At 69.0% G+C, this 25,523-nt stretch carries 21 protein-coding genes; 12 read left to right on the top strand and 9 right to left on the bottom strand.

Features of this window, described 5'->3' with window-relative positions; translation table 11 throughout:
* Nucleotides 1–100: 100 nt before the first annotated feature.
* Entirely contained in the window at nt 101–499 is a 399-nt protein-coding gene (gene gcvH, locus CRP45_RS01580) for a glycine cleavage system protein GcvH (protein WP_067778573.1), read from the bottom strand.
* A 42-nt stretch (nt 500–541) separates the two neighbouring features.
* Entirely contained in the window at nt 542–1,126 is a 585-nt protein-coding gene (locus CRP45_RS01575; protein ID WP_245909984.1) for a CDP-alcohol phosphatidyltransferase family protein, read from the bottom strand.
* A 185-nt stretch (nt 1,127–1,311) separates the two neighbouring features.
* Here CRP45_RS01575 and CRP45_RS01570 point away from each other — a divergent pair, with 185 nt between their 5' ends.
* The 4 genes from CRP45_RS01570 (at nt 1,312) to CRP45_RS01555 (ending at nt 6,153) form a co-directional block, all read left to right on the top strand.
* Nucleotides 1,312–3,006 carry a GMC oxidoreductase gene (locus tag CRP45_RS01570; RefSeq protein ID WP_097243477.1) on the top strand — a complete coding sequence of 565 codons (1,695 nt, stop codon included), beginning with the start codon at nt 1,312–1,314 and terminating at the stop codon, nt 3,004–3,006.
* A 45-nt stretch (nt 3,007–3,051) separates the two neighbouring features.
* On the top strand, nt 3,052–4,443 hold the full coding sequence (locus CRP45_RS01565; RefSeq protein ID WP_097243476.1) for a DUF2252 domain-containing protein: 1,392 nt from the start codon (nt 3,052–3,054) through the stop codon (nt 4,441–4,443).
* A gap of 110 nt (nt 4,444–4,553) precedes the next feature.
* Nucleotides 4,554–5,444 (top strand): nuclease-related domain-containing protein, encoded by an 891-nt coding sequence (locus CRP45_RS01560; RefSeq protein ID WP_097243475.1) that lies wholly within the window; start codon nt 4,554–4,556, stop codon nt 5,442–5,444.
* A gap of 55 nt (nt 5,445–5,499) precedes the next feature.
* Nucleotides 5,500–6,153, top strand: coding sequence for a phosphatase PAP2 family protein (locus CRP45_RS01555; RefSeq protein ID WP_179830726.1), 654 nt, complete (start codon nt 5,500–5,502; stop codon nt 6,151–6,153).
* On the opposite strand, the gene CRP45_RS01550 is transcribed toward CRP45_RS01555, so the two are convergent.
* Entirely contained in the window at nt 6,138–8,072 is a 1,935-nt protein-coding gene (locus CRP45_RS01550) for an acyl-CoA dehydrogenase family protein (RefSeq protein WP_097243474.1), read from the bottom strand. The genes CRP45_RS01555 and CRP45_RS01550 overlap by 16 nt on opposite strands.
* Nucleotides 8,073–8,158: 86 nt before the next feature.
* On the opposite strand from CRP45_RS01550, the gene CRP45_RS01545 reads away from it, so the two are divergent.
* The 3 genes from CRP45_RS01545 to CRP45_RS01535 are packed head-to-tail and all read left to right on the top strand — an operon-like array spanning nt 8,159 to nt 11,426.
* Nucleotides 8,159–8,815, top strand: coding sequence for a TetR/AcrR family transcriptional regulator (locus CRP45_RS01545; RefSeq protein ID WP_097243473.1), 657 nt, complete (start codon nt 8,159–8,161; stop codon nt 8,813–8,815).
* Nucleotides 8,812–9,744 (top strand): ABC transporter ATP-binding protein, encoded by a 933-nt coding sequence (locus CRP45_RS01540; protein WP_097243472.1) that lies wholly within the window; start codon nt 8,812–8,814, stop codon nt 9,742–9,744. Before CRP45_RS01545 ends, CRP45_RS01540 begins: the two co-directional genes overlap by 4 nt.
* A complete protein-coding gene (locus CRP45_RS01535) occupies nt 9,741–11,426 on the top strand; it encodes an ABC transporter permease (RefSeq protein WP_245909815.1) in 1,686 nt (561 codons plus the stop codon). The genes CRP45_RS01540 and CRP45_RS01535 overlap by 4 nt, the downstream gene beginning before the upstream one ends.
* 49 nt (nt 11,427–11,475) lie before the next feature.
* On the opposite strand, the gene CRP45_RS01530 is transcribed toward CRP45_RS01535, so the two are convergent.
* The gene (locus CRP45_RS01530) at nt 11,476–12,348 is read right to left on the bottom strand and encodes an LLM class F420-dependent oxidoreductase (protein WP_425436903.1); all 873 of its coding nucleotides are present in this window, start codon (nt 12,346–12,348) and stop codon (nt 11,476–11,478) included.
* A gap of 217 nt (nt 12,349–12,565) precedes the next feature.
* Here CRP45_RS01530 and CRP45_RS01525 point away from each other — a divergent pair, with 217 nt between their 5' ends.
* The 3 genes from CRP45_RS01525 (at nt 12,566) to CRP45_RS01510 (ending at nt 17,475) form a co-directional block, all read left to right on the top strand.
* Nucleotides 12,566–13,990 carry a threonine/serine exporter family protein gene (locus CRP45_RS01525; RefSeq protein WP_245909983.1) on the top strand — a complete coding sequence of 475 codons (1,425 nt, stop codon included), beginning with the start codon at nt 12,566–12,568 and terminating at the stop codon, nt 13,988–13,990.
* 173 nt (nt 13,991–14,163) lie between these two features.
* Nucleotides 14,164–14,826, top strand: a complete 663-nt coding sequence (locus CRP45_RS01520; protein ID WP_097243470.1) for a biliverdin-producing heme oxygenase — start codon at nt 14,164–14,166, stop codon at nt 14,824–14,826.
* A 627-nt stretch (nt 14,827–15,453) separates the two neighbouring features.
* Nucleotides 15,454–17,475, top strand: a complete 2,022-nt coding sequence (locus CRP45_RS01510; RefSeq protein WP_097243468.1) for an SDR family oxidoreductase — start codon at nt 15,454–15,456, stop codon at nt 17,473–17,475.
* A 171-nt stretch (nt 17,476–17,646) separates the two neighbouring features.
* Here CRP45_RS01510 and CRP45_RS01500 read toward each other — a convergent pair whose 3' ends face one another.
* The 5 genes from CRP45_RS01500 to CRP45_RS01480 form a co-directional block, all read right to left on the bottom strand.
* The gene (locus tag CRP45_RS01500; RefSeq protein ID WP_143861300.1) at nt 17,647–18,384 is read right to left on the bottom strand and encodes a hypothetical protein; all 738 of its coding nucleotides are present in this window, start codon (nt 18,382–18,384) and stop codon (nt 17,647–17,649) included.
* A gap of 33 nt (nt 18,385–18,417) precedes the next feature.
* Nucleotides 18,418–18,948: a cutinase family protein gene (locus tag CRP45_RS01495; RefSeq protein WP_281256173.1), complete on the bottom strand. Its 531-nt coding sequence runs from the start codon at nt 18,946–18,948 to the stop codon at nt 18,418–18,420.
* A 380-nt stretch (nt 18,949–19,328) separates the two neighbouring features.
* A complete protein-coding gene (locus CRP45_RS01490) occupies nt 19,329–20,192 on the bottom strand; it encodes an expansin EXLX1 family cellulose-binding protein (protein WP_097243466.1) in 864 nt (287 codons plus the stop codon).
* 237 nt (nt 20,193–20,429) lie between these two features.
* On the bottom strand, nt 20,430–21,683 hold the full coding sequence (locus tag CRP45_RS01485; RefSeq protein WP_067779002.1) for a bifunctional 3,4-dihydroxy-2-butanone-4-phosphate synthase/GTP cyclohydrolase II: 1,254 nt from the start codon (nt 21,681–21,683) through the stop codon (nt 20,430–20,432).
* A gap of 74 nt (nt 21,684–21,757) precedes the next feature.
* The gene (locus CRP45_RS01480; RefSeq protein ID WP_245909813.1) at nt 21,758–22,393 is read right to left on the bottom strand and encodes a PadR family transcriptional regulator; all 636 of its coding nucleotides are present in this window, start codon (nt 22,391–22,393) and stop codon (nt 21,758–21,760) included.
* A gap of 128 nt (nt 22,394–22,521) precedes the next feature.
* Here CRP45_RS01480 and CRP45_RS01475 point away from each other — a divergent pair, with 128 nt between their 5' ends.
* Nucleotides 22,522–24,156, top strand: a complete 1,635-nt coding sequence (locus CRP45_RS01475; protein ID WP_097243465.1) for an MFS transporter — start codon at nt 22,522–22,524, stop codon at nt 24,154–24,156.
* A 220-nt stretch (nt 24,157–24,376) separates the two neighbouring features.
* Nucleotides 24,377–25,306, top strand: coding sequence for a hydroxymethylbilane synthase (hemC, locus tag CRP45_RS01470; RefSeq protein WP_097243464.1), 930 nt, complete (start codon nt 24,377–24,379; stop codon nt 25,304–25,306).
* Nucleotides 25,307–25,523 lie beyond the last annotated feature (217 nt).

The following is a 25,523-nucleotide window of genomic DNA, read 5'->3' as shown; positions in this document are numbered from 1 at the left end:
TCGTGTCGCTAGAACACCGGCCTCGAGGGCCGGTACATCTGATGGCTTTGACCGTACCCTGCCGGGGCGTGCCCGTGCAGGTAGAACTCGGAAGGCCGCGTCAGGCCCCGATAACTCCTTGATAACCTGCCGCATCCAGCAGTTCGGCCAGCGTGACATCGAGTCCGGAAGCGTCCTCGACCTCCAGCTCGAACAGCCACCCCGCACCGTACGGATCGGTGTTCAGCAGCTCCGGCTCCGCGGTGAGTTCTTCGTTCACCGCAACGACTTTCGCGGCAAGCGGCGCGTAGATGTCCGACACGCTCTTGGTCGATTCGACCTCCGCGATGCCCTCGCCCGCACTCGCCTCCCGGTCCGCGTCGGGCAGCTGCACGAACACGACGTCACCGAGCTGCGACTGCGCGTAGTCCGTGATGCCGACCCGCACCCGATTCGGGGCGACCCGGCGCACCCACTCGTGTTCTTCGGTGTACCGCAGATCCTCCGGGGTCAGTGGCACTTGGCGTCCTTTCGTAGTGAACGTTGCACGCAACCTTATCCGCTATGGGTGACGGTGCCCCACAGCCGGTATCGCTCGCGCCACAGCAATGGCCTTGCCCGCGTAGAGCACGCCGGTCCACAGATACACCGCCGTGCCCCAGACCAGGAAGGCCCCGCCGAAGGCCCGGCCGAAACCGTCCAGCGCCCAATCCATCTGTCCGGCAAGCAACCAGGGCAGCGCGGACATGAGCGCGAAGGTGGCCGCCTTGCCCAGATAGATGACCTCGGGCGGGTCCAGATCGCGCCGTTTGTACACCGAGAGCGTCAGGGTGAGCAACAGGTCGCGCCCGACGAGCAGCAGCGCGACCCACCACGGAAGCAGACCGCGGATCACGAAGGCCAGCAAGGTGGTCACCAGGAAGAGCCGGTCGACGAACGGGTCGAGCAGCGCGCCGAGGCGCGAGCCCTGGTCGAGCAGCCTGGCCAGCTTGCCGTCCAGGAAATCGGTGACGCCGCTTGCGACGAGCAGCGCGAAGGCCCAGCCGTCGGCCTCTTCGACGAGCAGCAGCCACAGGAACAGCGGGACGCCGATCAACCGCAGCACGCTCAGCACGTTCGGGACGGTGAGGATGCGGTCGTCGAACACTCCGCCGCCGGTGTCGGCGCGCTCGCCGGGTTCGGTGGTCCCCGATTCCGTTGTCACACGCCTGTGCTTACCGCACGAACCCCGCGGACCGCCATCCGGGCTCGCCGTGGGATTACGCCACAACGCCCACCCTGAAAGAATGAGTATGAAAATATCTCATCATCGACAGATGAGGAGAGGATGTCATGCCCGCATTCGACTACGACGTGGTAGTGATCGGTTCCGGGTTCGGCGGCAGCGTGAGCGCCCTGCGGCTGACCGAGAAGGGATACCGGGTGGGCGTGCTGGAGGCAGGGCGGCGCTGGGCGGCCGACGACCTGCCGAACACGAATTGGAACGTGCGGAAATCACTTTGGGCCCCGCGCCTTGGTCTCACCGGACCGCAGCGGATCAGCATCCTCGGCAAGTGCGCGGTGTTCTCGGGTGCGGGCGTCGGCGGCGGCTCGCTCATCTACGGCAACACCCTCTACGAGCCGCTGGCGAACTTCTACACCGACCGGCAGTGGGCGCACATCACCGACTGGAAAGCCGAGCTGGCGCCCTACTACGACCAGGCCAAGCGCATGCTCGGCGTGGCGCCCAACCCGCGCATGACCCCCGCCGACGAGGTGATCAGGGAGATCGCCGACGATCTCGGCGTCGGCGACACCTTCCACGCCACGAATGTCGGCGTCTTCTTCAACGAGTCCGACCCGGGCGCCGAGGTCGACGACCCCTACTTCGGCGGGGCGGGCCCGCGCCGCCGCGGCTGCGTGCACTGCGCGCGGTGCTTCACCGGCTGCCCGCACAACGCCAAGAACACCACCACGACCAACTACCTGTACCTGGCCGAACAGGCGGGCGCCGAGGTCCATCCGCTGACCACCGCTACCGCGGTGCGCCCGCTGTCCGGCGGCGGCTACGCGGTGCGGACCGAGCGCTCGGATCGCTGGATTCGCAAGCAGCACAAGACCTTCACCGCCGAGCAGGTGGTGTTCGCCGGCGCCGCGCTCGGCACCCAGAAGCTGCTGCACCGGATGCGCGACGAGAAGATCCTGCCCGCGCTCTCGCCGCGGCTCGGTGAACTGACCCGCAGCAACTCCGAGGCAATCCTCAATGTGGTGAGCCGCTCGCGCCGCGACTTCGCCGAGGGCATCGCGATCACCTCCTCCATCCACCCGGAGGCCGACACGCACATCGAGGTCTGCCACTACGGCAAGGGCCAGAACGCGCTGTTCCCCATGTCGGTGCCGATCGTGGACGGCGGCGCGTTCCGCTTCCTGCGGTTCCTGCTGGCGATCCTGGTGCACCCGTTGGTGTTCCTGCGCAGCCTCAACGCCAGGCACGCCTCGGAGAAGTCGGTGATCCTGCTTGTGATGCAGTCGCTGGACAACTCGCTGACCTCGTTCCGCAAGCGCGGTCAGCTCAAGACCAGGCAGGGCACGGGTGAGCCGAACCCGACCTGGATACCGCTCGCGCACGAGGTCGGCCGCCGCTTCGCGGACAAGGTGGACGGCGACACCCACGGCCTGATCATGGACGTCTTCGACATCCCCGCCACCGCGCACTACATCGGCGGCTGCGTCATCGGCGAGAGCGCCGAGACCGGGGTAATCGACCCGTACCAGCGGGTGTTCGGGCATCCGGGCCTGCACGTCGCGGACGGGTCGGCGGTCACCGCGAATCTCGGCGTGAACCCGTCGCTGACCATCACCGCCCAGGCCGAGCGAGCCATGGCCTTCTGGCCGAACAAGGGGCAGCCCGATCCGCGCCCCGCGCTCGGTGAGCCCTATCGGCGCATCGATCCGGTGGCGCCGGTCCGGCCCGCCGTGCCGGCCGCTGCGCCCGGCGCGCTGCGGCTGCCGATCACGCCGGTCGATCCCCCGGTCCCCGCGAGCTGAGGACGATGCGCCGGAATCGCCTGCGGCAGGATAGCGTGATCGGTTGTGTCCGACAGTGGTATCGATCTGCGCTCCTACGTCCCCGCCGAGGAGGTGCGGGCGAAGGGGCGCGCCCTGCGCGAGCGCGTTCCGGTGACGGCGCGTGACCGCGCGGCCGTCGGCGAGCGGCGACCGGACGTGCTGGAGTTCCTGCGCGCCGCGCACGCGGACCGGCTCGCGCACCTGGTGCCGCTGCGGGTGGGCCGCATGATGTCCGGACCTTTCACGTTCTACCGCGGCGCGGCCGGGTTGATGGCCGCGGATCTGGCAGGCGGACCGGTCAGCGGGCTCGACGCGCAGCTGTGCGGTGACGCGCACGCCGCGAACTTCGGCCTCTACGGCACCGCCCGCGGCGAGATCATCATGGACATCAACGATTTCGACGAGACCATTGCCGGACCGTGGGAGTGGGATCTGGAGCGCCTCGCCGCCAGCCTGGTGCTGGCCGGGCGCGAGTCGGGCGCCGACGAGGACGACTGCCGCACGGCCGCGCGCGACGCCGCCCGCGCCTACCGGCTCGCCGTCGACTCGCTCGCCGAGCAGCCGTTCATGGAGTCCTGGTCCGCCCTGCCCGACGAATCGGTGATCGCCAAGGCCAAGGCCGACGACCTGATCGACGACTTCAAGAAGGCCGCCAAGAAGGCGCGCAAGAACACCAGCGCCAAGGTCGCGGCCAAATGGACGCGGCACCTCGACGATCACGAGACCGGCATCAGCAAGCACCGATTCGTCAGCGACCCACCGGTTCTCACCGCCGTAGAGGACGTCGTTGAGCAAGCCGTCATCGACGGACTCGAACGCTACGGCGACACCCTGCGCGAGTCGCGGCGCAATCTGCTCGCCCGATTCGCGGTGTCCGACGTCGCTTTTCGCATCGTCGGCACCGGAAGCGTCGGGTTGCACAGCTACGTCGCGCTGCTGCACGGCAACGACGGCGAGGTGCTGGTGCTTCAGCTCAAGCAGTCCATCCCGTCCGCGCTCGCGCCGTACCTGCCCGCGCCGCCGGTGCGGCACGAGGGCAAGCGAATCGTCCAGGGCGCCAGGCTGGTTCAGTCCGAGAGCGACATCCTGCTCGGCTGGACGACGCTGGAGCTGGGCGGCAAGAAGCTGCCCTTCATCGTCCGGCAGTTCCGCAACCTCAAGGGCAGCATCGATCCGGCCGGGCTGTCCTCGGGGGACCTCGACGACTACGGCAGGCTGGCGGGCGCGCTGCTGGCCCGCGCGCATTCGCGCTCGCTCGACCCGCGCTTGCTCTCGGGTTATCTGGACGGCGACGAGCGCTTCGAGGACGCGGTCGCGGCCTTCGCTGTCCGCTACGCCGATCGCACCGAGGCCGATCACGCCGAGCTCGAACGCGCGGTCAAGGCGGGCGAACTCGCCGCGGAGGTTCCCGAATGACCGGTGGCGCACGCGTCCAACACGCCGGGTGTCACCGTCGGCGCGGCGTGCCCCGCGCCATTGCTCGTATCCTGTCCACTGTCGAGTGACGACGTGAAGGGCGGTCGCGAATGCTCGTACGAGTACAGAACCCGGCTGGCACGAATGCCGAACGGGCGCTGATCGATTGGCTGCGCACCTGGAAGGACCCGGCCAGCCCCCACGGCGTCGCCACCATCAATTGCAGCCTGTTCCACAAGGACCGGCTGCACCAGTTCGACGCCGTCGTCTGGACGCCGACGAGCTGCGTGGTGATCGAGGCCGAAGCGCTCGTCGCCCGCCAGGACGGCGTGCTCGAGATCCCGCTCAACGGACCGTGGACCATCAACGGCGAGACCGCCGCGATGGAAGGGCGCGACCGGCGCACGCCGCTGGAGAAGTCCAGGGAGCACACCTTCGCGCTGCAGGACTGGCTGTCCGCCCGCGGCCTCGGGCAGCGCGCGGTGCACGGCGTCGCGCTGGTTGTGCCGCTGCGCGGGGCCGAGCTACAGGTCCAACAGGCTTGGAGCGACCCGAGTTTCGACGTCATCCTGGGCAACGACCCCGGCAGGCTGCGGCACTACTTCGACACCCTCGCCGACAGCGAGAAGCACCTGTGGACCGCCAACGACGTCGCGGTCGCCTTCCGCGGTCTCGGCATCCTGCCCTATCTGCCCGCCCCTCAGGATCTGCTCAACGAGGGCTTTCTCGGACCCATCGACATCACCCTGTGGCACGGCGGCCCGCAGCAGGCGCAGGCCGAGGCGTACGCCGAGGAGCTCGCCCAGCTGGAGCGCGACGCGCAGAAGCCCGCCTTCGAGGCGCCGTGGTACAGCCCGTGGAAGCTCTACCCGACCGAGCGCGGCGACATCGACATGGGCCGCGCCCTCATGCGGGCGGTGCTCACGGTCGGCATGGTCGCCGCTTTCGCGTGGGTGCTGTGGTTCGTGATCACCGCGATCCTGACCTATGGACCCGGCTGAGCCGAGCTCATCGACCGCGGGCGGGTGATCGCACGCCCGCTATCGTCGACGGGTGATGGACGAACGGCGAATCTCCGGCGCGGTGCGCGCGTACACCGGCGTGCTGTGCGCGGTGATCGCCCTGACGATCCCGCTGTCGTTCCCCGCGGACGGCGGCCGCACCGATCTCGATCGGGCGGTCGAGGAACCGGTCCGCGCGACGCTGGACGGGTATCGCGGCGTCTACCACGTCCTCGTCGTGCCGAGCAACGCCTACATCCTGCTTCCGCTGCTCTTCGCCGCGACCGCGTGGTTCGCCTATCGCCGCGAATGGTGGCGCGCCGCAACGATGTTCGTGGTTCCGGAAGTGGCCGTCGCGATCAACACCTTGGTGCTGAAACCGCTGTGGGACCGTCCGCTGCACGACTATCTGGCCTACCCCAGCGGGCACACCGTGCACCTCGTCGCGATCGCGGCCACGTTCGTCCTGCTGACGGATTCGACAGGGGCCCGGCGCACGGTCACGGTGGTGACCGTCGTCGCGCTCGGCGGTGTGGCGGTCGGCATGATCGGACTCGACTACCACCTCGCCACGGATGTACTCGGCGGTGCGGCCGCGGCCGTCGCGATGGTGATCGCCCTGTGCGCGATCACCGATCCGCTCGCCCGTGCCGTCTCCGGCGACGCGCGCGGCGCGGACCGCACCGCCTCCGATCAGCTCCGCTCGTAGACGCTGGCGTCGTCGAGCAGCGCGGCGCGCAACATGTTCTCCGGCACGCCCATCCCCTCGACCAGCGTCAGCGCGTGCGGCCGCAGCCGGTCGACCAGCTCGTTCACGCCGCGGCGGACCGCCTTCGCCCGCTCCACCGACATGAACCGGTGCATGATGAACCAGGCCGAGTTCTCCTCGAGCATGGTGTACACGAACAAGTCGCACACCAGGTCGGCCAGCGCCTTGGCCTCTGGATCCTCGATGTCGCCGATGCCTTCGATGAAGGCCTCCAGCACCAGCCGGTCGATGTGCGCGGTGCCCGCGGCAAGGATGTGGTCCTGGGCGTTGTTGAACGCCTCGAAGGGACCGGTCTCCTCCGCCCGCGCGCGCAGCCGGTGCGCGGCGGTGCGCACCAGGTAGTCCTCGCGGTCGGCGAACAGCTGCAACTGCACCGCCCGCCGGGACAGATCGCCCTCGTCCACGCCGTCGTCGCCGCGGTCGCGCAGCGTCTGGATCAGCTGGCGCACTCCGGAACGCTTGCGCACCACGTCGCCCGCCATGGTGGCCGCGAAGCGCACCCAGCCGAGCGCGTCCAGATCCCGGATCTCGTCCGCGTAGGCGGTCAGCAGTTCTTTGGCGACCAACTGGGTGAGGACTATGTTGTCGCCCTCGAAGGTGGTGAACACGTCGGTGTCGGCCTTCAATGTCACCAGGCGGTTCTCGGTGAGATACCCCGCACCGCCGCAGGCTTCGCGGCACTCCTGGATGGCGCGGGTGGCGTGCCTGGTCTGGGCGACCTTCAGACCCGCGGCGCGCTTCTCCAGCGCACGCTGCGCGTTCGGCTCCAGGTCCTGACCGGTCTGCACCAAATGCATGCGGCGCACCAGGTCGTTCTGCGCGAAGGCGTAGGCGTAGGACTTCGCAAGCAGCGGCAGCAGCCTGCGCTGGTGACTGCGGTAGTCCAGCAGCACCGTCTCCTCGCCGGTGTCCGGATCGGAGAACTGCCTGCGCTTAAGGGCGTATCGCAGCGCGATGCTCAGTGCGACCCGCGCGCCGGCGGCCGCGGCGCCGCCCACGCTGACCCGCCCGCGCACCAACGTGCCGAGGGTGGTGAAGAAGCGGCGGCTCGGGTTCTCGATCTCCGAGGTGTAGGTGCCGTCGGGCGCGACGTCGGCGTAGCGGTTGAGCAGGTTCTCGCGCGGGACGCGGACGTGGTCGAAGACGATGCGGCCGTTGTCGACACCGAGCAGACCGCCTTTGAGGCCGTCGTCGGAGGTGGTGACGCCGGGCAGGTCGGCGCCCTGCTCGTCGCGGATCGGCACCAGCAGGCAGTGCACGCCCTGGTTCTCCCCGTTGGTGATGAGCTGGGCGAAGACCGCGGCCATCCGAGCGTGCTCGGCGGCGCCGCCGATGTAGTCCTTGCGCGCCGAGGGCGTCGGACTGTGCACCACGAATTCCTGGGTGTCGGGATCGTAGGTGGCGGTGGTCTCGATGTTGGCGACGTCGCTGCCGTGCCCTGACTCGGTCATCGCGAAGCAGCCGAGCAGGTCGAGCGAGATCAGCCTGCGAATGTAGTCGCGGTGGCGTTCGGTGCCGAGATTCTCCACCGCGCCGCCGAACAGGCCCCACTGCACGCCCGCCTTCACCCACAGCGAGAGGTCGGCGTAAGCGAGCATCTCCAACCCGGTGACGGCCGCGCCCGGTTCGCTGGTTCCGCCGTTCTCCCTGCGGAATCCGCGCTCGGCATAGCCAAGGGTCGCGATGACCCGCATCTGGTCGAGCACGCGGGCGCGCGCCGCCTTGTAGTCGAGGTAGGGATCGCCGGTGAATTCCTGTCCGGCCAGTTGGGTTCGGGCCTCCTCGCGGACGGAACCCCACGGTCCGTCGAGTGCCGCACGAAGGTGTCCTGCCGTCGTAGAGCTGCTGCCGGTTGCCATGACTTCGACCATAGTCGCCACGTACCACCCGGTCTCGAGCCAAAACTCTTGCCCTCGATTGAACGGCCGTTTAATATACTGAACATGTGTTCAAGCAACAGCCCGTATCGCAAGGATCCGCCGCTGATCTGACCACCGCGGCCCGTATCAGAGACGCCGCGATCGAAGTCTTCGGCGAGCAGGGATTCCAGGTGGGAGTCCGCGCCATCGCCGCGGCGGCAGGCGTCTCCCCCGGTCTCGTCAATCATCACTTCGGTTCCAAGAACGGCCTGCGCGCCGCATGCGACGACCGGGTGCTGGAACTGATCAGAGACGAGAAGGTCAAGGCCGTCACGGCGCCGAATGCCGCATCCGGCATGCTCGCCGCCTTGGCCGAGATCGAGTTGTACGGACCGCTCGTCGCCTACATGGTGCGCAGCCTGCAAGCGGGTGGACCGATGGCCGAGTCGCTGTTCGAGCACATGGTCGCCGACGCCGAGGTCTACATGCGGCAGGGGGTCGACGCGGGAACCATCAAGCCGAGTCGCGATCACAAGGCCCGCGCCCGCTACCTGATGACGCTCAATATCGGCGCCGTCCTGCTGTGGGTCCAATTGCACTACCGCGACGGCGAGAAGGTCGACTTCCGCAAGGCGATCCGCGCCATCACCGAAGAACTCACCCCACCGGCCCTCGAGCTCTACACCCAGGGCCTGCTCACCGACACCACCCTGATGGACACTGTCATTAAGGAGCACAGATGACCGAGGTCATCGAAATCGAAGATCTGCGAAAGACCTTCGGACACGTCACCGCCCTGGACGGGCTGAACCTCGCGGTCGGCGAGGGCGAAATCCACGGCTTTCTCGGCCCCAACGGCGCGGGCAAATCCACCACCATCCGGGTTCTGCTCGGCATCCTGCGCGCCACCTCCGGTCGCGTCCGCCTGTTCGATCGCGACCCGTGGACCGACGCGGTCGGCCTGCACCGCGAATTGGCTTATGTGCCAGGCGATGTCACGCTGTGGCCGTCGCTGTCCGGCGGCGAGACCATCGACCTGCTTGCCAGGATGCGCGGCGGCATCAACGCCGAACGCCGCGCCGAGCTGATCGAACGCTTCGACCTGGACCCTCGCAAGAAGGCGCGCACCTACTCCAAGGGCAACCGGCAGAAGGTCGCGCTGATCTCCGCGCTCGCCTCCGACGTGCGGCTGCTGCTGCTCGACGAGCCGACCTCCGGTCTGGATCCGTTGATGGAACAGGTGTTTCGCGAGTGCGTGCACGAGGCGCAGCAGCGCGGTGCGACGGTGCTGTTGTCCAGCCATATCCTGTCCGAGGTCGAGGCGCTGTGCGACCGGGTGACCATCATCCGGGCGGGCCGGACCGTGGAGAGCGGTTCGCTGGCCGAGCTGCGCCACCTCTCGCACACCGCCATCACCGCCGAATTGCTCGGCGACCCAGGCGATCTCAGCAAGATCGCGGGTGTCGAGGACATCGAGCGCGACGGGTCGACGTTGCGCTGCCAGGTGGACAGCGAGCATCTCGGCGAACTGATCCGGGTGCTCGGCGACGCCGGCGTGCGCAGCCTCACCAGTGCGCCACCCACCCTCGAGGAACTGTTCATGCGGCACTACCACGTCGACGGCAAGGACTCCGAGGCCGCGGCGAAGCTCGGGGAGAAGGTGCGGTCATGACAGCATCGCGAAGCGATTCGTTGAGGGGTGGCGGTCGGGCGACGGGTGGGCCTACCGCCGCCGCCCACCGGGCCCCTGCCGCAACGCTTTTCGGTGGATCCGCTGATCTCGCGGGCACCGGGCAGCTGCTGCGCCTGTACCTGCGCCGCGACCGAATCGTGCTGCCGCTGTGGTCGCTGCTGATCGGGTTGATGCCCGCCTTCCAGGTGGTGAGCATCAAGGATCTGTACACCACCCAGGCCCAGATCGACGATTTCGCGCGGACCACCGCGGACAGTCCGGCGCTGATCGCCATGTACGGACCGGTGTTCAGCACCGAGCTGGGCTCGATCGGCACCTGGAAGGCCGGGGCGATGTACACGATGATCGCGATCGCGACCATCCTGACCGTCATCCGGCACACCAGGGTCGAGGAGGAGACCGGCCGCGCGGAACTGGTCGGCGCCACCAGCATCGGCCGCTTCGCCGGACTGACCGCGGCGCTGATCATGACCTTCGGCGGCGCGCTCGTCGCCGGAATCGCCTGTGCCGCTTCGCTGTACGCGACGGATCTGCCCGCGGCGGGTTCGCTGGCATTCGGCGCCGCGCTGGCCGCCTCCGGCATCGTGTGGGGCGCCATCGCGGCGGTCGCCGCTCAGGTCAGCGCCGGCGCGCGGGTCGCACGAGGCGTGGCGTTCGCGGCGCTCGGCGCGGCGTTCGCGCTGCGCGCGGTCGGCGACGCGGGCAACGGTGTACTGTCCTGGCTCTCCCCGATCGGCTGGTCCCTGCAGATCCGGCCCTACGCCGACGAGCGCTGGTGGGTGCTGCTGCCGCTGGCCACGGTCGCCGTCCTGGCGACGGGCGCCGCCTACGCCCTGCTCGCCTCACGCGACACCGGGTCGGGCCTGCTCGCCGAGCGTCCGGGTCCGGCCGCCGCCGCGCCGGGATTCGCCGGGCCGGTCGCGCTGGCCTGGCGGCTACAGCGCGGCACGCTGCTGGCCTGGACCGTGGGTTTCGGCCTCTACGGACTGCTGATCGGCGGCGCGGTGAACAGCGTCGGCGACATGCTCGACGACAGCGGCGCCATCACCGATCTGGTCACCCGCATGGGTGGTTCGGAGAGCCTGGAGGAGTCGTTCATCGCCTACGCGATCACCATGCTGGCCGCGGCGGCGGGCGCCTATTCGATCTCGGCGGCGCTGCGCCTGCACGACGAGGAGTCCAGTCAACGGGCCGAGGCCACGTTGGCGGCCGCCGTTGGCCGGACACGATACGCGTTGAGCCACATCGGTTTCGCGCTCGCCGGACCCGCGATCGCGCTGCTCACCGCCGGGCTCGCGATCGGTGTCGTCTACGGTCTCAGCACCGGCGAGTTCGGCGAGAAGCTGCCGGAGTCGCTGGCCGCCGCAGCGGTGCAGGCGCCCGCGGTGTGGGTCGTCACCGGCATCACGATCGCGATCTTCGGGCTCGCGCCGCGCTACACGCCGGTCGCCTGGGGCGTGCTCAGCGGGATGATCGTGATCTTCTTCGTCGGCTCGCTGGACGGTCTGCCGCAGTGGGTGGTCGACCTGGTGCCGTTCGTGCACCCGCCGAAGCTGCCGGGCGCGGCCTTCGAGGCGACGCCGATCCTGTGGCTGCTCGGCATCGCCGCGGCCCTGCTCGCCGTCGGCGTCGCGGCCTACCGCCGCCGCGACCTGCGCTGAGCCTCCCTCCGCGCCGCCGCTCACTCCCGAGCGGCGGCGCGTGGCGGCTCTAGCGCCGGTCGGTCTCCATTCCCAGCTTGCCCGCGAGCCGCTCGAGATAGGCGCGGACTTCTTCCGCGTCGCGGTCCGGAAGACCGAAAACCGCTTCGGTGACACCGAGTTCGGCCCACTGCGCCAATTGCGCCGCGTCGTGCCGCCCGGCCAGCGCGATGATCTCCGGGGTCTCGGTGCGCCCGTGTTCCCGCCAGATCCGGTGCAGCAGTTCGATCTTCTCGCCGAGACCCTCTTCGGTGGGCGTGGTGATCCATCCGTCGGCGTTCTTGGCCAGCCAGGTGAACGACTTCTCCCCGCCCGCCGCGCCGAGCAGCACCGGGATGCGCTTCTGCGTCGGCTTCGGCCACGACCAGCTCGGGCCGAAGTTCACGAACTCACCGGAGAAGCTGGCCTCCTCCTCGCTCCAGATCGCGCGCATCGCGTCCAGGTGTTCGCGCAGCACCGTGCGCCGCTTGTTGGCGGGCACCCCGTGGTGGGCGAGTTCGTCGGTGTTCCAACCGAATCCGACCCCGAGACTGACTCGGCCGCCGGACAGGTGATCCAGCGAGGCGATGGCCTTGGCCAGGGTGATCGGGTGGTGTTCGGCGGGCAGCGCGACAGCGGTCGAGAGGGTGATCCGCTCGGTCACCGCCGCGGCGGTCCCCAAGGCAACCCACGGATCGAGGGTGCGCAGGTAGCGGTCGTCGGGCAGGCTCGCGTCGCCGGTGCGCGGATGCGCGGCCGCGCGCACCACCGGAATATGGGTGTGCTCGGGCACATAGAACGAGTCGAACCCCGCCCGTTCGGCCGCCGCCGCGGCGTCGGCGGGCGTAATGCCCCGGTCACTGGTGAACAACACGATCCCGTACCGCACCGCACGCACTCCCATCGCCAGAAATTAGAACAAGTTCTACCACCTTTCGGCGCGGCGCACCATGGATTCCACGGGACGGACGGCGCGCTGACAGGCGCGGATGCTGGAGCGGCGCGCTACGACTACGTTCGCGTGCATGAGTCTTGACGCGCTGTCGGGAGGAGACGACACGAATCGGCGAGCCGATCACCTCGGCTGGCGCAACCGGCTGCGGCCGCGCCGCGGACCGCATTTGCCCGGCGTCAGCCAGGCCGTCGGGCTGCTGGTGGCCGACCGGCAGGCCACCGCCGACACCATCGTCGCCGCGCCGACTCCCCTGCAACCGATCGACCTCACCGACGACGCCAGGGTCGCCGAGGTGCTCGATCTCGCCGTCCGGGTCGGCGAGGTCGTGCTCGCCTCCGGCACCGGCGTCATGGACACCACCAGCCAGGTGCGTTTCATCGCGGCCACCTACGGCTTGGCCCGCTGCGATGTCGACGTCACCTACGACGCCATCCGCATCTGGGCCGACCGAGGGCCGCTGCTGCCGCCCGCCAGCACGATGCGCATCGTGCAGTACCGCGCGCTCGACTTCACCAGGCTCGCCGCGGTGGACCGGCTCACCCGGCGCATCCGCACCCAGGTGGTGGCGCCCGAGGACGCCCGCGCGGCGCTCGACGCCATCACCTCAGCGCCGCACCCATATCATCGCTGGACCGCGACGTTCGGCTGGTCGCTGCTGGCCGCCGCCATCGCGGCGCTGCTCGGCGCGGGTGTCGTCGTCGCCGCGCTGAGCTTCGCGACCACCGCGGCGATCGACCGCACGAACCGGGTGCTCAACCGCTACGGGCTGCCGTTCTTCTTTCAGCACATGGCGGGCGGACTCATCGCGGCGACCCCGGCGATCGTGCTCTCCACCCTCGCCGAGCCACTCGACATCCGTGTCGATCCCACGCTGATCATCGCGGCGGGCATCACGGTGCTGCTCAGTGGTCTGCAGCTGGTCGGCTCGGTGCAGGACGCGATCACCGGCGCGCCGATCACGGCGACCGCGCGCCTGCTCGAAGTGGTGATGATGACCGGCGGCATCGTCGCGGGCATCGCGCTCGCGCTGCGGCTCGGCCAGGTGGCGGGCGCGACCGTGCCGTCGATCGAGATGACCTCCGGTCGCGACATCACGAATCTGCCGGTCAAGATCGCGGCGGGCGCGGTCGCGGCGATGGCCTTCGCGCTCGCCTGTTACGCCGAGCGACGCGCGCTGGCCGCGGCCGCGTTCGGCGGCGCGGCGGGCGCGATCACCTATCTGCTCGTGCAGCAGGCCGGGTTCGGGCCGGTGATCTCCTCCGGAGTGGCCGCCACGCTGATCGGTTTGGCCGGTGGTCTGATGGCGCGCCGCGCGTTGACTCCCCCGCTCGTCGTCGCGGTCGCGGGCATCACGCCGCTGCTGCCCGGTCTCAGCGTGTATCGCGGGCTCTACGCCATGCTCAACGACGAACCGCTGCTCGGCTTCGATCAGCTGCTCGCCGCCTTCGGTATCGGCTGCGCGCTGGCCGCCGGTGTGACACTTGGCGAATGGTGCGACCGCACGCTGCGCCGTCCGCCGATCCTCAGCCGCTTCGGTGCGCTGCGCCGACCGATCGTCCGGCGCAGGCGGCGCGCGAATCCCGCACACTGATACCGTGCCGCCGCTTCGGTGCGGCAGCGGCGCCGAACCGGTATGGTCGGTCCGGTTGGTTAGGGCGTACCTCCGCCTGCGCTCCGGCCATGCGCGGGCTATCGACGGACTTCGTCCGACAGCGCCCTCTAGGTAGCCCACAACGGCTGCTGAATGATGGTGAGGTGGTTCGAATGTCGGAGGCAGTACCTTTCTCGGCACGCATCCGGTCCGCCACGGAGCGTCAACACGCCGAAGCGGAGAACTCCTCGTTCATCAGCGACATGCTCGGCGGCGCGCTCGGCATCGACTCCTATCACCGCTACACCGGCCAGCTGTGGTTCATCTACCGCGCGCTAGAGGCGCGCTGGCCCGAACTGGCCGACGACACCGTCGCGGGTCCGTTCATCAAGCCGGAACTGGCCAGGACCGCCGAGCTCGAACGCGACCTCGCCGCCCTGCTCGGCCCGAACTGGCGCACCGAACTCAGGGCGCTGCCCGCCACCACCGCCTACGCCCAGCGCATCGAGGAATGCGCGCGGGACTGGCCCGCGGGCTATGTCGCGCACCACTACACGCGCTACCTCGGCGACCTGTCCGGCGGTCAGGTGATTCGTGGCACCGCCGAGAAGCTCTGGGATCTGCCGCGCCGCGGCGACGGCGTGCGCTTCTACGTCTTCGACGACATCGCGAATCCGGCCGCCTTCAAACGCGAATACCGAGCACTGCTCGACGACCTCGCGCTGGACGAGCTCGAGCGCCGCCGGGTGCTCGAGGAATGCCAGCGCGCCTTCGACTTCAACTCCGCGATCTTCGCCGAACTCGCCGCCGAATTCCCGGCGCGCCGCCCGTCCTGACGGTCACCAGGGAGTGTTTCGAAGTCGCTGATGGGTGGCACCGCTGTGCGGTGCCCCCGAGGCGCCCTCCCCCGCGCGACCGCGCCGATGAGCTTGGCGATCAGCAGCAGATCGCGCACCAGCGACGAGGTCTCCACGGACGACAGAGCCGGCCGCGCGGGGTCTTCCAGCCACAGGTCAGGTGACCACGGCGCGCTCGGGCTGCGGAACTCGATCATCCGAAACAGCTTGCCGCCGAGCCCGATTCGCTCCGAGAGGTAGGACGATGGCGGGTGGCGCGCCGGTGCAGGCGTCGTACTCGGCGGCGCGCTCGACACCGAAACTTGATCAGGTACGCCGGAAAGTTGCCGAATCGTGATCACCACGCGGGGTAACTGGAAAAGCTTGTAACACATACCGTTTGACCTGGGGTGATGGTGAGCAGTCCCACACAGTGACGGACGCCCATCGGCTTGCCCAGCCGACGCTGAACCCATTACGGTTTCCTATAAGTCAGGACGAAGGTGTTCCTACTTTCGGCCCGACCGCTGTCACCGGGGGCCGATTCGTTGATGCCCGCATTCACCGCCGCATGTTGGATCAATGGTGTGCGACAACAAGTTTCGAGTGAACAGCAGGAGGGACGCGATGGTCTCCTACATCGTGACGGGCGGAACCGGATTTCTGGGCCGACGGGTCGTACAAGGGCTGCTGGACGCCGATCCCGAGGCGATCGTGCACGTGCTCGTCCGCGCCGAATCGTTAGCCAAGTTCACGGAATTGGCCGAGGGCTGGCACGGCGGCGAACGCGTCTTCGCCCTGGTCGGCGATCTCACCGCGGAGCGGCTCGGCCTGCGTGACCAGGCGCCAAGGGCCGATCACGTCGTCCACTTGGGCGCGGTCTACGACATGACCGCCGACGAAGCCGTCACCCACGCCGCCAACGTGGCGGGCACCCGCTCGGTGATCGCGCTGGCGCGCGAGCTCGGCGCGGTGCTGCACCACGTGTCCTCGGTGGCGGTCGCCGGCGACCACAAGGGCAAGTTCTTCGAGGAGGATTTCGACCTCGGACAGAACCTCACCTCCCCGTATCACCGCACCAAATTCGCCGCCGAGCAGCTGGTTCGCGAGTCGCGCGGTGTGCGCTGGCGGGTGTACCGACCGGCGATCGTTGTCGGCGATTCCCGCACCGGTGAGATGGACAAGATCGACGGTCCCTATTACTTCTTCTCCGCCATCGCCAAGCTGGCCGGTCTGCCGTCCGAGCTGCCGATGCCGCTGCCCGATCTGGGCGCCACCAACATCGTCCCGGTCGACTACGTCGCGGCCGCGATGGTGGAGCTGGTGCGCAAGCCCGGTTTGGACGGCCGCACCTTCCACCTGGTGAACCCGGAGCCCCAGCCGTTCGACGCGGTGTACGGCGCTCTCGCGGCGGCGGCGGGCGCGCCGACCGGCATCGGTCCGGTGCCGGGCAGCGGGCTGGCGCTGGCCGGTCTCGCGCACCTGCCGGGCGTGCCCGCGATCCGCGATTTCCTGTTGGCGCAGTTGGGAATTCCGCCGGAGGTCGCGCCGCACGTGTCCTTCGCCTCGGAGTTCGTCTCGGAGTCCACGCGGGCGCAGCTGCGTGGCAGCGGCTTGTCGGTGCCGCCGTTCGAGAGCTACGCCGAGCGGCTGTGGCAGTACTGGCGCGCGAACCTGGATCCGAACCGGGACCGCCCCGCCGTCAGCGGCGACCCGCTTTCCGGCCGGATCGTGTTGATCACCGGCGCGTCCTCCGGCATCGGCCTGGCCACCGCGCACGCCGTCGCGGCGCGCGGGGCGACCGTGCTCATGGTGGCGCGCGGCCGCGCGGACCTGGCCGCCGCGGCCGAGTCGGTGCGCGCGGAGGGCGGTTCGGCGCACGTCTACCCGTGCGACATCACCGATCCCGAGGCCGTCGACGGGCTGGTGCGCGCGGTGCTCGCCGACCACGGCCACGTCGACTACCTGGTGAACAACGCGGGCCGCTCGATCCGCCGTTCGGTGGTGAACTCGACCGACCGGATGCACGATTTCGAGCGCACCATGGCGGTCAACTACTTCGGCGCGGTGCGGCTGATCCTCGGCCTGCTGCCGTCGATGCGGGCGCGCCGCTTCGGCCACATCGTCAACATCTCCTCCATCGCCGTGCAGACGAAGGTTCCGCGTTTCGCGGCCTACGTGGCGAGCAAGTCGGCACTGGACAACTTCAGCGAGATCGCCGCCGTCGAGAACCGGGACGCGGGCATCACCTTCACCTCGGTGCGGATGCCGCTGGTGCGCACCCCGATGATCGCGCCGACCGACCTCTACCGGTCGCTGCCGGTTCCGGATCCCGACCGTGCCGCGGCCATCGTGGTGCGCGCGCTGGAGGACCGGCCGCACCGGATCGACACCCCGGTCGGCACCTTCGCTCAGGCGGTCGACCTGCTGATGCCCTCGGTGAAGCGCACGATCATGCACCAGGGTTTCCGTCTGTTCGGCGAATCCAGTGCGGCGAAGGGGGTTTCGGCCCCGGCTCAGGTCTCCCCCGGCGCGGCGGAGGACGGTCGCAGCCCGCTGACGCTGCTCGGGCCGGTGCTGATGCCGCTGATGGCGCTGCCGAACCCGGCGGCCAGGGTGGCCAGGGTGGTGCCAGGCCTGCAGTGGTAGCGCCGCTCAGCGGAACGCCGAGCCCGGGCGTGGCCGCGGGCTCGATGCGCGATCTGGCGCACCGCCGCCGGGCCGCGGCCGACGATCTCGGTGTGCGGGTAGCCGAACACCTCGGTCGCGGCATCGGTCTCCGATGCGTTCGGTGCCCCGCTGGCGCTGCCGGATGATCGGTCAGCGCGGTGGATCCGGTTCGAAGAGCAGTTCCTCCGGGTGGTAGCGCAGCCGGAGGGAGTCGCCCTCGACGAGGTAGGTGTCGTGCATGTTGCCGAGTTCCCGCGTCGGCAGTCCGACGATGTCGTCGCGGGTCACGACATCGGATCTGATCCAAGCGTCGAACCCGGACAGGTCGCTGCCGGGGTTGGCCAGAAAGTAGGACACCAAGCGGCGGTAGAGCTTCGGGAAGCAAACCAGCTCGGACAGGTCGTTCACTCCGGTGATAGTGGCGGCCCGGTCCACGCCGAAGCTCTCTGCGGGCCAGAACCCGACACCCGCGTCTCGCGCCGCACGCACCGCCGAGGCGAGCGAGGCGGCAAGATCGATAGGCATGGTGCCGTAGAGCTCGGCGTACGCGAGGCCGTCGACGATCAACCCGGCGTTCACGCTTCCCGCCAGCATCTCGGTGGTGACGTGCACGGCGGAACCGTTGTCGGCGGCGGGTTGGGCCCCGGTCGGAAAGACCAATCCGAGTACCCGGCCGTTGCTTTCGACGCCGTTGGCGTAGAGGAAGCCCGGCAGCGGATGCGGTCGCGCGCTCTCGATCTTGTTGGGCCGGTTCGGCAGAAAGCGCACCTCTTCGAACCCGACCCTGGCCAGCATCGCGTCGCGCGCAGCCCTGGCGAACTCCAGATTCTGATGGCGGCCGAGGAAATGCGTTTCCAGCGCACACGGCGATGGGGCCGGTGTTGTCACCGGCCCCATGTCCCGGATTTCCCGGTCCGATGTTCAGACGCGGACGGCCGCGAAGTTCGCGGCGAGCCACATCGCCCATCCGTAGTTGCCGTGCGCTCCCGGATCGAAACCGCCGCCGCACACCGGGTCACCGCCGGTGCAGTAGTTAGCGGTGCGCCAGGCGTACAGCCCCGGCACGTTCCATCCGATCAGGCGGACCGGATCGCCGAACAGCAGGACCGCGGCGATCCTCGACTCCAACTCGTAAGGGAGCGTGTAGATTCCGGGCAGCGCGGTCACGATGCCGGTGCCGAGCACACCGTGCGTGACGACCGCGCCCTGCGAGTAACCGACCAGGACGAACCGCTGATCCGGGCACATCGCCGCCTGCGCCATGATGTGAGCGGTCATGTCCCGCGTGCCGTCGCTCACCGAGGACGGAACGAGCAGGTTCGCCGGGTAGTTCACCGGGTACGCGGTGGAGTCGACCGGAAGTGCCTGCAGCAGAGTGTGGTACAGCGGATCTCCGACCACACTGCCCAACCACCCCGGTTCCCCGGTACCTCGGGCGACGACCACGTCCACCGACGCGCACGCGTTCGCTGACGCCTGCGTGCCGAGACTTGTCGTCGCTCCGACCCCCACCACGAGCAGGAGTACTGCGAATACCCTTGCCAGAGGTCGATTTCGGAACAGAATTACCTTCCGGTTGGCCATGACGATCACCCACTCACGCCGTTGTGAGAAAACACCGAGTGACGGTTGTCAGTGACAATCACTCGGCTATATCCGCGAAGGTAAGAACGGCAGTGAGTTGCGTCAAGCAACTCGATCCAAGCGAGACCGAGTCAACGCACAATCGTTGTGCGAGTGGGTAGCCCGTCGGTTCGCGGACACGACGATACGAGAACCACTGCGCCCGTGAACAGTCCGCGCGCTCGGATCGCGTCGGGCTGGCACGCACACTAGGGAACGCACAGCGACGGCATGACCGTCGGCTCGGCACGCACCGTCGATGCCGCGGGCGGGGCAACTGGAACAGGGTCGACCGGTTGGGCGGTATACAGCCGCACGCCGGTCCGCTGTTCACCGGAATCCGGCGTCACGCCGACGATCTCGGCCTCGTGCCCGTAGGCGTCGGTGATCCGCGCGACGAACGGTCCCGATCCGCCCCCGACGAGCGTCCAGTAGTTGTCCATACCGCGCGTCAGATCGCGCCACTCATCGCTTGCCACACCGCGCATCGCGACCTGACGGATCGGGTTGCCGGTGCCGGTGATCAGCAGGGCGAACCAGCCCGCCGTCGAATCCGGCTTCACCACGTAGCCGAGTTCGGGTGCGGGCTCCGGATCGCGCACCAGCCGATAGCTGATCTGGGCGACGCCGTCGGCGCGGTCGGCGATCCGGTCGAAGGCGGCCGTGCTCAGATCCAGCTGTCCCGGAGCGCATCCCGGGCAACGGTCGGCGACGAGCACGCGCACGGCGCCGCGCGGACCGCGCACGTCGAGGTGGCCCCCGCACAGGTCCGCGCGTCCGAACTCGGCTGTGGACAGCCCCGCGTAGAGTCCGTCAACGGGCAGGTCCTCGAACGAGCACGCGACGGTCGAGCGGGACGAGTAGTACCGCGCCTCACCGGGCATCGGCGGCAGCGGCGGCCAATGCCGGGCGGCCACACCGGAACTGCCTCCGGTCGCGGGCGACCACGTCGGGAGGGTCTGCACGCCGCCATCCGCCGATGACTCGCACGCGACCGCCTCGGGCCGCGCCGCCCACACCGCGACGCCGACCACCGCGATCACCGCGCCGACGGACGCCCACACCCAGCCCATCCGAAAGCTTGTTTGCTGTATCGGTATTCGGTGCACGGTCGTCCCCGGCTTTCGGCTCTCCCCACTCGCGGACTGTCGATCCTGTCTCCACTAGGAAACCAGCAGAATTCGCCCCGCACGGCCCGAATGGAAATTCTTCGTCGTGCGAGACTCACCCGTCAGCAATCCCCAAGCGAATACCCGGCATTCGAGACTGGACGGACGCCCCGCACCGAAAAAGATTCGATCGAACCTCCGCTAGGAGCTCGCCCGCTCCAGTTCGGCGTCCATCTCGGACAACTGGTGATCCATCCGGTCCCGCTTCGCGCGCAAGTATCGGATGTTGTGCTCGGTCGGGGTGGACTGCAACGGCAGCCTGCGCACCACGGCGATGCCGTGCTCCTCGAGCCCGGCCTGTTTGGCCGGGTTGTTGCTCAACAGGCGCACCGAGCGGATGCCGAGATCGGCGAGGACCTCCGCGCCCGCGGCGTAGCGGCGCGCGTCCACCGGAAGCCCGAGCGCCACGTTGGCCTCGACCGTGTCGGCGCCGCGGTCCTGAAGCTCGTAGGCGCGCAACTTGTTCAGCAGTCCGATGCCGCGCCCCTCCTGCCCGCGCAGGTACACCACCACGCCGCTGCCCTCGGCGGCGACCGCGCGCAGTGCGGCGTCCAGCTGGTCGCCGCAGTCACAGCGCAGCGAGCCGAGCGCGTCGCCGGTGAGGCATTCGGAGTGCAGGCGCGCCAGCACCGCGTCCCGGCCGGGTTCACCGAAGACCATGGCGAGCGATTCGGTTCCGGTGAGTTCGTCGCGGTAGCCGACGAGCCGGAACTCGCCGTACTTCGTCGGCATCCGAGTCTGCACCACGCGCGTCACGCTTCGCTCGGCTCGGCGGCGGTACTCGATCAGGTCGGCGATCGAGATGATCGGCAGGCCGTGCGCGCGGGCGAACTCGCGCAGTTCCGGAAGCCGGGCCATGGCGCCGTCGTCGCGCACGACCTCCGCGATCACCCCGGCGGGTCGCAGTCCGGCGAGGCGGGCGAGGTCCACCGCCGCCTCGGTGTGCCCCGGCCTGCCGAGCACGCCGCTCGGGTGGGCGCGCAGCGGGAAGACGTGGCCGGGCCGGGTCAGATCGTTGGCCCTGGTGCGCGGGTCGGCGAGCAGGCGAAGCGTGTGGGCGCGATCGGCGGCCGAGATTCCGGTGCTGACACCGTGCGCCGCGTCGACCGACACGGTGTACGCGGTGCCCTTCGGGTCCTCGTTGACCGCGGTCATCGGCGGCAACAGCAGGCGGTCCAGATCGGGCCCCGCCATCGGTGCGCACAGCACGCCGCTGGTGTGGCGGACCAGGAACGCGATGGACTCCGTGGTAGCCAGCTCGGCGGCGAGGATGAGATCGCCCTCGTTCTCCCGGTCCTCGTCGTCCACGACGACCGCCATCCCGCCCGCGGCGATCGCGGCGATCGCCGTCTCGACCGGGTCCAACGTCCGCTGTCCTGCGAATTCGGTACGCATGACCACCTCCTATATGACTAGTAGAAATATCCCTAATCGATATAGAAAGCGGCAGTCCCGCTCAGCGGGCGCGCTCAGGACGCGCGGCGCCCCTTGCCCTTGGCGGCCCGCTTCGGACGCCGGCCTTCGGCGAGTTTGTCGACGTCGGCAAGCAGTTCCTTGGCGAAGTCGCGTTCGGCCTCGTAGTGGCGCACACACCAGCGCAGCACCGCGCCCGGGTAGGCCCAGTCCGGATTCTCCTCGGCGCCCTCGGCGTCCACCTCGGCGAGCTTGCGCATCCGCTCGGCGTAGTCGATGTGTTCGGTGAGGATCTCGCGCAGCCGCTCCGGTTCGGCGAGATGACCGAGCCAGGCGCGCAGCATCACGCTGTGCTTGAGGACGGGCGCCTCCACCGGCGCGTGGTTGACCCAGTGCGCCGCCGCTTCGCGACCCGCCTCGGTGATGGCGTACATCCGCTTGCCGCGCACCCCGTCGTCCTGCAGCACGGTGCGCGAGGTGGCGTAACCGTGCTTCTCCAGCCGCTTGAGCTCGGCGTAGATCTGGCTGAACGACGGGCTCCAGTAGAAGAATTGGAGACTCCAGTCGGCCCACTTCTTCAGGTCGTAGCCGGACAATTCCTCGGCGTGCGAGAGCATTCCGAGCACGGCCCAGCTCGTCGTGGGCAGGTCGGGCACCCCGGCGTCGGCGGGGACGGGCTTGGCTTCGGTCACGCTAGGACTATATCGCTTAGGCATATAACGGGTGAGAAATCCCGTTGAGTGGGATTCGCGCGGCATCAATCCACCGCCCATGTGACAGGTTTCACAACACGTATCACCTGAGCATCGGAGGGCGATTCATGTCCACCATTCCCCGCGACCCCGCGACTACCGAAAGTCCGGGCGCCGTGTCCGAAATCGTCGACGACACCGGACGACTCGACGGCGCGTCGCGCGGCCGGATCTTCGCCGTTCTCGCGGTCATCGTGCTGTTCACCGAGGTCGCCCCGATGCAGTACACGATCGTCGCCGCGGCCCTGCAGAAGATCGCGCCGACCTTCCCCGGCGTCGGCGCGAACATCAACTGGGCCATCATCGTTTTCGGCCTCATCGGCGCCGCCGCCTCGCCGCTGATCGGCAAGATGAGCGACGTCTGGGGCAAGAAGCGGATGTTCCTCGTGTGCGGCGTGCTGTTCATGCTCGGCTGCCTGCTCGACGCGGTCACCTCGAACTGGGCGCTGTTCCTGATCGGGCGCGGCCTGCAGGCCACCGCCATCGCGACCGCCGTGATCGCGTACGGCTTGATCCGGGATCTGTTGCCGCGCAAGTACGTTCCGCTTGGCCTCGGCATCACCGCCACCGGACTCGGTCTCTCGGCCATCGCGGGTCCGCTGCTCGGCGGCTTCCTGGTGGACAACTACAGCTGGCGCGCCATCTTCTGGTGCCTGGCCGGGTTCACGCTGCTGATGCTGCCGCTGGTCTATTTCGTGGTGCCGGAGTCCAAGCTGCGGGTGCCCGAGCGCATCGACATCGTCGGCGCGGTGCTGCTCTCCGCGGGCGCCGGCCTGACCCTGATCTACCTGGACAAGGGCCACGACTGGGGCTGGGGCAGGCCGACCACGCTGGCCTGGCTGGTGGCCGGTCTCGCGCTGCTCGTGCTGTTCGTCGTGATCGAGACCCGGGTGAGCAGACCGATCATGGACATGCGCCTGCTGTTCCATCCTCGAGTCGCCCTCGTGCTCGCGGGCGCGCTGTTCGCGTCGTTCCTGATCGGCGTGCAGTCCTACGCGCTCGGCTACATGACGCAGACGCCCGACCAGGCCACCGTCACCGCGGGCGTGCAGCAGGCGACGCTGGCCCAGATCCAACAGCAGACCGGACATCCGATGCCGCCCGAGGCCGTGCAGGTGCTGCTCGATCCCGGCTACAGCTACGGAAACGGTTACACGCTACTGGAATTCGCGGTCCGCATCGCGCTGCTGCAAGCCGTGCTCGCCATGCTGTGCGGCGCGCTGGCCGGCGTGCTGGCCCGCAAGATCGGCGCCAGGATTCCGCTGATCGCCGCCCTCGCGCTGTTCGTCGGCGCGGGAGTCTGCTACGCCGTGCTGCCGCACACCTGGGTGGTGTTCCTCTGGGTCAGCGCCGCGTTCGGCATCGGGTTCGGTTTCTACTACGCGGCCATGCCGATCCTGATGGTCGAGGCGGTCCCGCAGGAACAGCAGGGCATCAGCCTCGGCATGCTCGGTGTCATGCAGTCCATGGGCGTGGCGGTCGGGTTGGCGATCGTCACCGCGTTCCTCCACGCCAGTCCGATGCGGGCGTTGGTCACCGTGGCCGGTCAGCCTGCGCCGCCGAGCCCGATTCCCGATATCTTCGGCGACCGCGGCTACGAACTGGGGTTCTGGGTCGCGGCGGGAGCCTCGGCGCTGGCCCTGCTCATCGCGCTGGTCATGCGGCACGGCCGCACACCGGCGACCGGCGGCACCGCGTACTGAGTCGCGGGACGGGGGCCGGGACACCGGCCCCCCCTCGCGATCAATCCGGTTGGGTGTTCTCGAGGACGCGATACTCGGCGTCGGCGACGCTGCCGAAATCCACTCCGGTGAGTCGGAGGATCAGCGCGAACAGATCGTCCTGGACGAGCCGCATTCCACCCCATGCTCTACTCCTTGCCCTCGCCATCGGGGCGCACACCCCCGGAGTAGTGTGCACGCCATGTCGCGGACGCGCATCATTCGCATCGCTACCCGATCCAGCCCCATGGCGCTCGCGCAAGCCGAGCACGTGGCGGCGCTGCTGGCCGGGCTGGGGGTGGACAGCGAGCTGGTGAAGGTGACCACCGCGGGCGACCGGTGGATGGGGGATCTGTCGAAACTCGGCGGCAAGGGCGCGTTCGTGAAGGAGATCGACCTCGCTTTGCAGTCGGACCAAGCCGATCTCGCGGTGCACTGTCTCAAGGACATTCCCGGCGACATCCCGGTGCCGGAGGGGCTGGCGTTCGCGGGATTCCTGGCCCGCGAGGACGTGCACGACGCGGTGATCACCGCGAGCGGGGCGCGGCTGGCGGACCTGCCGGAGGGCACCGTGGTCGGAACCAGCTCGGTGCGCCGCAAGGCGCAACTGAATCTGCACTTCCCGCACCTGACCGTGAAACCGTTGCGCGGCAACGTGAACACCCGCTTGGCGCGGCTCGAGGAGGGCCACGTCGACGTGCTCATCGCGGCGGTCGCCGGACTGCACCGTGTCGGCCAGGAGCACCGCATCACCGAGATCCTCGACCTGGACACCATGTGCCCGCCGGTCGGCGCGGGCGTCATCGCGCTGGAATGCCGCGCCGACGACGCCTGGCTGCTCGACGTCGGCGGCGAACTGGACCATCCCGAAACGCACCGGCACGCCGACGCCGAACGGGCCATGCTGCACGCGCTCCAGGGCCACTGCAACTCCCCCATCGCCGGCTACGCCACCACCGACCCCGCGGGCCGACTCACCTTGCACGGCAAGGTCTTCGACAGCGACGGCAGCCGCTGGCTCGACGCCAAACACTGGGGTGTGCCGGAGGACCCGCAGGCCCTCGGCTTCTTCGTCGGCGCCGACCTCCTCCGCCAGGGCGCCCGCGCCCTCATCGATTCCATCCCGCACTAGTCCTTCACCGCGGGGACTCCGACGCCTCCCTCGCCGACTACGCGGAATCGATCGAGCGGATCATGGCCACTCGACCGCCCTGATTCGCGCCGCGCGGAGGCACTGCCCGACACCGGCCGATAATTGAAAGAGCAAGCGATATCGCGCCATGTCGAGCGCGATTCGCGTAGTGCACTACTCGCGTCGCGCGGCAGTCTCCAGCGAAGGATCTGTTCCG

The organism is Nocardia amikacinitolerans, from assembly GCF_900215415.1.
In the GTDB taxonomy this organism is placed as follows: domain Bacteria; phylum Actinomycetota; class Actinomycetes; order Mycobacteriales; family Mycobacteriaceae; genus Nocardia; species Nocardia amikacinitolerans.
This window is presented reverse-complemented; position numbering and strand designations above follow the sequence as displayed.

Excerpts from the sequence above, each read along its gene's own strand:
- CRP45_RS01570 (WP_097243477.1), top strand. The coding sequence starts at position 1,312 with ATGCCCGCATTCGACTACGACGTGGTAGTGATCGGTTCCGGGTTCGGC.
- CRP45_RS01560 (WP_097243475.1), top strand. The coding sequence starts at position 4,554 with ATGCTCGTACGAGTACAGAACCCGGCTGGCACGAATGCCGAACGGGCG.
- CRP45_RS01555 (WP_179830726.1), top strand. The coding sequence starts at position 5,500 with ATGGACGAACGGCGAATCTCCGGCGCGGTGCGCGCGTACACCGGCGTG.
- CRP45_RS01550 (WP_097243474.1), bottom strand. The coding sequence starts at position 8,072 with ATGGCAACCGGCAGCAGCTCTACGACGGCAGGACACCTTCGTGCGGCA.
- CRP45_RS01540 (WP_097243472.1), top strand. The coding sequence starts at position 8,812 with ATGACCGAGGTCATCGAAATCGAAGATCTGCGAAAGACCTTCGGACAC.
- CRP45_RS01535 (WP_245909815.1), top strand. The coding sequence starts at position 9,741 with ATGACAGCATCGCGAAGCGATTCGTTGAGGGGTGGCGGTCGGGCGACG.
- CRP45_RS01530 (WP_425436903.1), bottom strand. The coding sequence starts at position 12,348 with ATGGGAGTGCGTGCGGTGCGGTACGGGATCGTGTTGTTCACCAGTGAC.
- CRP45_RS01520 (WP_097243470.1), top strand. The coding sequence starts at position 14,164 with ATGTCGGAGGCAGTACCTTTCTCGGCACGCATCCGGTCCGCCACGGAG.
- CRP45_RS01510 (WP_097243468.1), top strand. The coding sequence starts at position 15,454 with ATGGTCTCCTACATCGTGACGGGCGGAACCGGATTTCTGGGCCGACGG.
- CRP45_RS01490 (WP_097243466.1), bottom strand. The coding sequence starts at position 20,192 with ATGGGCTGGGTGTGGGCGTCCGTCGGCGCGGTGATCGCGGTGGTCGGC.
- CRP45_RS01485 (WP_067779002.1), bottom strand. The coding sequence starts at position 21,683 with ATGCGTACCGAATTCGCAGGACAGCGGACGTTGGACCCGGTCGAGACG.
- CRP45_RS01475 (WP_097243465.1), top strand. The coding sequence starts at position 22,522 with ATGTCCACCATTCCCCGCGACCCCGCGACTACCGAAAGTCCGGGCGCC.
- hemC (WP_097243464.1), top strand. The coding sequence starts at position 24,377 with ATGTCGCGGACGCGCATCATTCGCATCGCTACCCGATCCAGCCCCATG.